This window comes from Enterovirga sp. (assembly GCF_028290205.1).
In the GTDB taxonomy this organism is placed as follows: domain Bacteria; phylum Pseudomonadota; class Alphaproteobacteria; order Rhizobiales; family Beijerinckiaceae; genus Enterovirga.
The window spans coordinates 1-8,067 of the sequence record NZ_JAQGKF010000110.1; the positions used below are offsets into that span (position 1 = coordinate 1).

The window sequence follows — 8,067 nt, forward strand, 5'->3', positions numbered from 1 at the left end:
TGGTAGCCCTCCTGACGATCTACATCATCCCGTCGAGCTTCCAGGAGCTCAGGGATCTGATCTCCCGCATCCGGGCCGATTTCGTCGCCAACATCGCCCAGGAAGGCCAGTTCACGACCCTCGATTCGGGCGTCACCTTCCATTACCGCGAGCGCGCCGGGCAGGCTCTCCTCGGCATCTTCATGCAAGACCGCCGCGATAACGGCAGCACGGTTGTCTACCTGGCCGAGCGCGGCCAGACCATGGAGCAAGGGGGGCAGAGCTACCTGGTCCTCGAGAAGGGCAGCGTGCACCGGCAACGCGAGGGCACGCCGGACAGCTCCATCGTGGCCTTCGAGCGCTACGCGATCGGGCTCGCCGCCCTGAGCCAGGAGACCGGCGAACTCGTCTACAAGCCGCGCGAGCGCTCAACGGGGGCACTGCTGCTGCCGGACCGCTCGGACGCCTATTACCAGTGGAACCGGGGGCGCTTTCGGGCGGAGCTGCACGAGCGGCTGACCTCCTGGCTGTTCCCGCTGGCCGTGACCTTCATCGCCTTTGCGGCCCTCGGACAGGCGAAGACCACGCGCCAGGGCCGCGGCACGGCGCTGGCCAGCGCCGTGGTCGCCGTGATCGTGCTGCGCATCGGCCTGTTCGCGGCGTCCAGCGCGGCTGTGCGCAGTTCCGCCGCGCTGGTCGCGCTGTACGGGCTTCCGCTCGGCGCCATCCTGCTCTCGGGCGTGCTCATCGGGGGCGGCCCCCGGGTCTCGGCCTGGCTGGCCCGGGCCCGGCAGGCGACGGCCAGCCTGCCGCAGCACGCCGCCGGCCGCCTCGGCCTGAAGCGGGCATGACCCAACCGTGATCGGCGCGACCCTCGGGCTCTATATCTCCGAACAGTTTGTCCGGACGATCCTGCTCGTCTTTCTGACGGTCTTCGGCCTCGTCTTCACCCTCGATTTCGTGGAGCTGCTGCGCCGCGCCGGCGACACCCCGGCCGCCACCCCGGCGCTGATGGCGCAGCTCTCGCTCTACCGCACGCCGTCCATCGCCGAGCAGGTGCTGCCCTTTGCGGTGCTGTTCGGGTCCATGGCGACGCTGCTCCAGCTCTCCCGCAAGCTCGAGCTCGTGATCGCCCGGGCGGCCGGCATTTCGGCCTGGCAGTTCCTCCAGCCCGGCCTTGCCGTCGCGGTCGGCCTCGGGATCGTGTCCGTGGTGGCCTACAATCCGCTCTCGGCCTCGCTGAAGCAGCAGGCGACCCGAATCGAGGCCAAGGTCTTTGCCCGAAAGATGAAAGGGCTCGGTCCCGAGCTCTGGATCCGGCAGAAGAGCCTCGACGGGCAGGCCGTGATCCGGGCCGAAGCCGCCGTTGCCGCCACCAACACCGTCGCCGCCACCACGGTGTTCGTGTTCGATCAGGCCGGCGCTCTGCTGGAGCGCGTGGAGGCGTCGGACGGGATCCTTCGTGAGGGCTATTGGGAGTTCCACAACGCGCGGGTCTCCACCACCTTCGACGAGCCCCAGGTCTACGGCACCTACCTGCTGGCCACCAATCTGGATGCGAGCCAGGTCCGGCAGGCCTTCACGCCGCCCGAGTCTGTGTCCTTCTGGCGACTCGGCGACACCATCTCGCGCGCGGAAAGCGCCGGCCTGGACGCGAGCCGGTACCGCCTGCAATACGATATCCTGCTGGCGCGCCCTCTCCTTTTCGTGGCGATGGTGTTCCTGGCCGCATCCGTTTCGTTGAGGTTTTTCCGGTTTGGTGGCGTCGCGAAGATGGTGCTCGGTGGCGTGAGCGCGGGCTTCGTGCTTTACGTCGTCACGGAGGTCATGCGCGACCTCGGAGGGGCCGGTCTCGTCGGCCCGACCGTTGCGGCGTGGTTTCCGGCGGTGGTCGGATCTCTGTTGGGGGCGCTTGCCCTCTTGTACCAGGAGGACGGCTGATGGCGCTCGCCGGCGCCGGCCGTCAAGGAGCCAGAATGGCGGTTGGACGGAGCAGCGTCGGGACTTGGGCGATGGCTCTGGCACTGGTCGGGGCCGGGCTGCCGTCGCTCGCGCTTGCCCAGGGCTCGGTCGGCGACATGCTCTCGCGCAGGGCCGGCCAGGAGGAGAAGTCCCGCCTGCTCGTGGAAGGGCGCGAGATCGTCTATGACCGCGACCGCAACACGGTCTCGGCCACCGGCGACGTCGAACTCAATTACGGCACCCGCACGCTCCAGGCCGACCGCGTCGTCTACGATCGCAAGACCGGCCGGGTCCATGCCGAAGGCAATGTCAGGCTGAGCGAGGCGAACGGGACGGTCACGACCAGCGACCGCTTCGAGCTCACGGACGATTTCAAGACGGGCTTCATCGACAGCTTGCGCGTGGAGCAGAGCGGGCGCGACCGCTCCGGCCCCGTGACGACCCGGTTCTCGGCCGCCCGCGGCGAGCGGATCGATGGCGAGACCACCACCTTCGACCGCGGCACCTACACGGCCTGCGAGGCCTGCCGGGAGGATCCCGAGCGGCCGCCGCTGTGGCAGGTCAAGGCGGCCCGCATCATCCACAACAACCAGGAACGCCGGATCTACTACGAAGGCGCCTCGCTGGAATTCGCCGGCATCCCGGTCGCCTACGTGCCGTATTTCTACACGCCCGACCCCTCGGTCCGGCGCGAATCCGGCTTCCTGGCGCCGCGCTACATCCACACCAAGGCGCTCGGCTTCGGCGTGTCGGTGCCGTATTTCTGGGCCATCGCGCCCGACCGCGACCTGACGCTGCAGCCGAGCGGGATGTCCCGTCAGGGCTTCCTGATGCAGGCCGAATACCGGCAGCGCTTCGAGACCGGCGCGTTCAACCTGCGCGGGGCCGGCATCTTCCAGCAGGGCCCGAGCGCCTTCCTGCCGGCACCGTTCGGCGCCGGCAATCGCGAGGCCCGCGGCTCGCTCGAGACCACCGGCCGCTTCAACATCAACGAGCGCTGGCATTACGGCTGGGACATCGCGCTCCTGTCCGACAAGTGGTTCTTGCAGAACTACAAGGTCCGCAGCGAAAGCCTTGCCGCGAATTACATTCTGGCGGAATCCATCTCGCAGATGTACCTGCGCGGACAGGGCGACCGCTCGTTCTTCGATCTCCGAGGCTACTACTTCAAGGGCCTGTCCTACGCGGATTGGCAGAAGCAGCTGCCCCTGGTCGCCCCGGTGCTGGACTACGACAAGCGCGTGAACGGGCCGGAGCCGATCGGCGGCGAGGCTCGCCTGCAGGTCAACGTGACCAACGTGTCGCGCGAGGCCGCCCAGTTCACGCCAGCCGTGCGGGGCAATCAGAGCTTCCCGTTCGTGACCCGGAACAGCCTCAACGGCGCGCCCGTGGTGACGGCGTATGAGAGCTGCGCCGTGTTCCAGCGCGGCATCTGCCTGGTGCGCGGCCTATCCGGCGATTTCGCCCGGGTCTCGACGGAGGCCTCCTGGCGCCGCACCTTCATCGACGACGCCGGACAGAGCTGGACGCCCTTCACCTATCTGCGGGCGGACGGCTTCTTCAACCGGCCCGACACGACCGGGTACCAGAACCAGCAGATCACCAATTTCATCAAGGGAAGCGACGAGTTCGTCGGCCGGGCCATCCCGGCGGTGGGGCTCGAATACCGCTACCCCTTCGTGTCCGATCAGGGACGCTACGGCACCCACACGCTGACCCCGATCGGACAGGTCATCGCCCGGTCCAACGAAGGCCGGATCGGCCGCCTGCCGAACGAGGATGCCCACAGCCTCGTCTTCGACGATTCGACGCTGTTCGATTGGGACAAGTTCTCCGGCTACGATCGGGCCGAGGGCGGCGTGCGGGCCAATGTCGGCCTGCAATACAACGTCACCACGCCCTCCGGCTGGACCGGCAATGCCCTGTTCGGCCAGTCCTACCAGCTCGCCGGCCGCAACTCGTATGCGCAGCCCGACCTTCTCGCGACCGGGCTCGGCTCGGGCCTCGAGTCGCGCGCCTCGGACTTCGTGGGCCGGATCCAGGTCAACCCGACCGACAACTTTTCCCTGATCACCCGGGGCCGGTTCGACAAGGACGACTTCCGCGTCAACAGCTTCGAGGCGCAGGCCGTCGCCAACCTGAAGCCCTACATCCCGGTCGTGGCGTCGCTGACCTATGCCCGCTACGAGGCCCAGCCCTTGCAGGGCATTCCCCATCGGCGCGAAGGTCTCCAGCCCGCCGCCTCGCTGCAGCTGACGCCGAACTGGTCCATCGGGGGCTCGGTCCTGTTCGACCTCGACCGCTACCTCGACACGCGCGACGCCTACGCGTCGAGCTACACGGCCTATGCGGCGCAGTTCGGCCAGGCGGCCGCCAACGCCAACATCACCTACCGCAAGGCGGACCTCTACACCGTGGCCCAGACCGGGCTTTCGCTCGGCTACCGCGACGAGTGCACCACCTTCAGCATCAATTACGCCATGACGCCCCGGCTCGCGACGAGCGGCGAGCGCGAATCCGACCGCACCGTGATGGTGCGGCTCGAACTTCGCACCCTCGGCCAGAGCTCGGTGTCTCAGAACCTGGCCACCGCCTCCTCGGCCGACGGCATCGCGTCGCGCTGACCGGGCCCTGATCCGCATGGCGGAGTTTCACGCTGCCTCGGGCGGGCCGTCCGGCCCTCCCCTGGCGGTGACCCAGGGAGACCCGGCCGGCATCGGCCCCGAGCTCACGCTGCGGGCCTGGCGCGACGGCGGCCGCGAGTTCCCCTTTTTCGTGCTCGGCGATCCGGCCTTTTTGCGCCGGCTCGCGGCCAGGCTCGGCTGGTCCGTCCCCGTAGCCGAGGCCACGCCGGACAGCGCCGCCGCCCTGTTCCCGCACGCCTTGCCGGTCGTGCCGATCGGCATGGAGGTCGTGGCCCAGCCGGGGCGGCCGGACCCGCGCTCGGCGCCGGCCACTTTGCTGTCCATCGAGACCGCCGTTGCGCTGACCCGCTCGGGCCGCACCGCCGGGATCGTCACCAATCCGATCGCCAAACATGTCCTCTACGAGGCCGGCTTCCGCCATCCTGGGCACACGGAGTACCTGGCTGCGCTCGCGGCGGAACCCGGTGTGGAGCCCCCTCACCCGGTCATGATGCTGTGGTGCGAGACCCTGGCCGTGGTCCCGGTCACCGTTCATCTGGCGCTGGCCGAGGTGCCGGGCCGGCTCACCGACGAGCTGATCTGCCGGACGGCCCGGATCGTGGCCCAGGACCTGCGGACGCGGTTCGGCGTCATCAACCCCCGGCTCGCGGTGGCCGGCCTCAACCCGCATGCGGGGGAAGGCGGAGCGATGGGGCGCGAGGAGGAGACGGTGATCGGCCCCGCCCTCGACCGGCTGCGGCGCGAGGGGATCGATGTCACGGGGCCGTGGCCGGCCGACACGCTGTTTCACGGCCGCGCCCGGTCCGGCTACGACGTGGTCCTGGCCATGTATCACGACCAGGCGCTGATCCCGATCAAGACCTTAGCGTTCGACGAGGCCGTGAACGTCACCCTGGGCCTGCCCTTCATCCGCACCTCCCCCGATCACGGCACCGCCTTCGACATCGCGGGCCAGGGCATCGCCCGGCCGGACAGCCTGCTGGCCGCGATCGGCCTCGCCGCCCGCCTGTCGCGCCGATGATTCCTCACGACGGCCTTCCGCCGCTGCGGGACGTGGTGGCGCGGCACGGGCTCGCGCCGAAGCGGGCGCTCGGCCAGAATTTCCTGTTCGATCTGAACCTCACCGGCCGCATCGCCCGGTCCGCAGGTCCCTTGGCCGGCTACACGGTGCTGGAGATCGGGCCGGGACCCGGCGGCCTGACGCGGGCTCTGTTGGCGGAGGGAGCGGCCCGGGTGGTCGCCGTCGAGCGCGACCCGCGCTGCCTGCCGGCACTGGCCGAGATCGCCGAGCGCTATCCGGGCCGGCTCGAGGTCGTGGAGGCGGATGCGCTCACGGTCGACCCCGCCGCCCTGCTCGGGCCGGGGCCGTCCCGGATCGTCGCCAACCTCCCCTACAACATCGGCACCGCGCTGCTGGTGCGCTGGCTCACGACGCCGAGCTGGCCCCCGCCCTGGCAGAGCGCCACCCTGATGTTCCAGCGCGAGGTCGCGGACCGCATCGTGGCCGGTCCGGACCGAGTCTCCGATTACGGACGGCTCGGCGTCCTGGCGGGCTGGCGGGCCCGCGCCAGCGTCCTCTTCGAGGTGCCGCCGCAGGCCTTCGTGCCGCCGCCCAAGGTCACCTCGGCCGTGGTGCAGATCGAGCCCAGGACGGATCCCATCCCGTGCCGCTTGGCCGCCCTGGAGCGTGTCACGGCGGCAGCATTCGGGCAGCGCCGCAAGATGCTGCGCCAGAGCCTGCGATCGCTCGGCTGCGATCCCGGCCCGCTGCTCGCCGCGGCGGGCCTACCGGAGACGTGGCGCGCCGAGCAGGTTCCGGTGGCGGGCTTTGTAGCGCTCGCCCAGGCTCTGGATGCGGATCAGGCAGCCCGCTCGGACAAGAGCCCCGAGACGAATCCCTCGAGCCCGGTCTGACGCTCGCGCCGCAGGCGCTCGGCGGCCAGGATCGCCCGCAGGCTGTCGAGGGAACGCCCGAGATCGTCGTTGACGATCACGTAGTCGTATTCGGACCAGCGCTCGATCTCGACCCGGGCGTTGTCGAGACGCCGGGCGATGGTCTCGCGGCTGTCCTCGGCCCGGCGCTCGAGCCGGTGACGGAGCTCGGCCATGCTGGGCGGCAGGATGAAGGCCGTGACCACGTCGGCGCCGATCTTCTCCTTCACCTGGCGGGTGCCCTGCCAGTCGATGTCGAAGATCATGTCGGCGCCGAGACCCAGCGTCCGTTCCACCGGCCTGCGCGGCGTGCCGTAGAAGTTGCCGTGCACCTCGGCCCATTCCAGGAGGTCGCCGTGGTCGCGCAGGGCGAGAAACTCGTCGCGGTCGATGAAGTCGTAATCTTGGCCCGGGATCTCGGACGGGCGTTTGGACCGCGTCGTCACGGAGACGGACAGCGTCAGGCCGGCCGGCTTGTCGACCAGGAGCGCCCGGGTGAGGCTCGTCTTGCCGGCGCCCGAGGGCGAGGACAGGATCAGCACCAGGCCGCGGCGCTGCACCTCGGGGGCGAGAGGCCCAGCCGCGGGTTCGATGGTGGGGGTCATTCGACGTTCTGAACCTGTTCGCGAAACTGCTCCACCACGGCCTTGAGCTCCAGGCCGATCCGAGACAGCGCGACGTCGTTGGCCTTGGAGCAGAGCGTGTTCGTCTCGCGGCCGAATTCCTGGGCCAGGAAATCGAGACGCCGACCGATCGCGGCATCCTGGGCCAGCAGCTCGCGGGCGGCGGCGAGATGGGCCCGGAGACGGTCGAGCTCCTCGCGGATGTCGGCCCGGGTCGCCAGGAGAGCCGCCTCCTGGTGCAGCCGCGCCGGATCGAGGCCCTTCGAGCTGTCGAGCAGCGTCGCGATCTGGGCCGCAAGACGGTCCCGGATCGCCCCGGGCTGCCGGCCTGGGCACGCCTCGGCCTCGTCGACCAACTGCGCCATCCGGTCGAGCTGCCCGGTGATGATGTCGGAGAGCGCAGCCCCTTCCCCGGCCCGAGCGCCCTGCAGCGCCGCGACCAGGCGCAGCGCCGAATCCAGGAGATCACGGCGCAGCGCCTCGTCGAAGGCGGCGTCGTCGCCGTCCTCCTCGACCTCCACGACGCCCCGCACGGCCAGCAGCCCGTCGAGCGTCGCCGGGCCGATCCCGGCGGGGCGCTCCGCAGCGGCCAGGCTCGCGGCCAGGCTCGCCAGGAGGTCGCGGTTGATTCGAACACGCGCCGCGCCCTGCCCCCGGGACAGCGCGAGCGTGACGTGGCACTGCCCGCGCGACAGCGTGCGGGACACGGCCTGCCGAACCTCCTCGCCCAGCGAATCCAGCCCGGGCGGAACGCGCAGCCGCACCTCCAGGCCGCGTCCGTTGACGGTCTTCATCTCCCAGGCCCATTGCACGGGCCCGGTCGCTCCGGCCTCGCGCGCGAAGCCGGTCATGGATTTCAGAGGCATGGGGTCAGCGGCGGGTCGGTTCGAAACCGGGCGGCAGCGGCAGGGCCTCGGCCTCGCGCC

At 70.1% G+C, this 8,067-nt stretch carries 7 protein-coding genes; 5 read left to right on the plus strand and 2 right to left on the minus strand.

Annotated features, from left to right (window positions below):
• The 5 genes from JWR86_RS07705 to rsmA form a co-directional block, all read left to right on the plus strand.
• Positions 1-830: LptF/LptG family permease (locus tag JWR86_RS07705; protein ID WP_299563150.1), on the plus strand; the 830-nt coding region annotated here is incomplete at its 5' end.
• Positions 831-837: 7 nt separating this feature from the next.
• Positions 838-1,920 (plus strand): LPS export ABC transporter permease LptG, encoded by a 1,083-nt coding sequence (lptG, locus tag JWR86_RS07710; RefSeq protein WP_299563153.1) that lies wholly within the window; start codon positions 838-840, stop codon positions 1,918-1,920.
• A 71-nt stretch (positions 1,921-1,991) separates the two neighbouring features.
• Positions 1,992-4,565 (plus strand): LPS-assembly protein LptD, encoded by a 2,574-nt coding sequence (locus JWR86_RS07715; RefSeq protein WP_299563156.1) that lies wholly within the window; start codon positions 1,992-1,994, stop codon positions 4,563-4,565.
• 16 nt (positions 4,566-4,581) lie between these two features.
• Positions 4,582-5,607 carry a 4-hydroxythreonine-4-phosphate dehydrogenase PdxA gene (pdxA, locus tag JWR86_RS07720; RefSeq protein ID WP_299563159.1) on the plus strand — a complete coding sequence of 342 codons (1,026 nt, stop codon included), beginning with the start codon at positions 4,582-4,584 and terminating at the stop codon, positions 5,605-5,607.
• Positions 5,604-6,500, plus strand: coding sequence for a 16S rRNA (adenine(1518)-N(6)/adenine(1519)-N(6))-dimethyltransferase RsmA (gene rsmA / locus JWR86_RS07725; protein WP_299563162.1), 897 nt, complete (start codon positions 5,604-5,606; stop codon positions 6,498-6,500). The genes pdxA and rsmA overlap by 4 nt, the downstream gene beginning before the upstream one ends.
• On the opposite strand, the gene gmk is transcribed toward rsmA, so the two are convergent.
• A complete protein-coding gene (gene gmk, locus JWR86_RS07730) occupies positions 6,446-7,123 on the minus strand; it encodes a guanylate kinase (protein ID WP_299563165.1) in 678 nt (225 codons plus the stop codon). The two genes, rsmA and gmk, sit on opposite strands and share 55 nt — an antisense overlap.
• Positions 7,120-8,007, minus strand: a complete 888-nt coding sequence (locus tag JWR86_RS07735; RefSeq protein WP_299563168.1) for a YicC/YloC family endoribonuclease — start codon at positions 8,005-8,007, stop codon at positions 7,120-7,122. The genes gmk and JWR86_RS07735 overlap by 4 nt, the downstream gene beginning before the upstream one ends.
• Between the last annotated feature and the right edge of the window lie 60 nt (positions 8,008-8,067).

Excerpts from the sequence above, each read along its gene's own strand:
- JWR86_RS07715 (WP_299563156.1), top strand. The coding sequence starts at position 1,992 with ATGGCTCTGGCACTGGTCGGGGCCGGGCTGCCGTCGCTCGCGCTTGCC.
- pdxA (WP_299563159.1), top strand. The coding sequence starts at position 4,582 with ATGGCGGAGTTTCACGCTGCCTCGGGCGGGCCGTCCGGCCCTCCCCTG.
- rsmA (WP_299563162.1), top strand. The coding sequence starts at position 5,604 with ATGATTCCTCACGACGGCCTTCCGCCGCTGCGGGACGTGGTGGCGCGG.
- gmk (WP_299563165.1), bottom strand. The coding sequence starts at position 7,123 with ATGACCCCCACCATCGAACCCGCGGCTGGGCCTCTCGCCCCCGAGGTG.
- JWR86_RS07735 (WP_299563168.1), bottom strand. The coding sequence starts at position 8,007 with ATGCCTCTGAAATCCATGACCGGCTTCGCGCGCGAGGCCGGAGCGACC.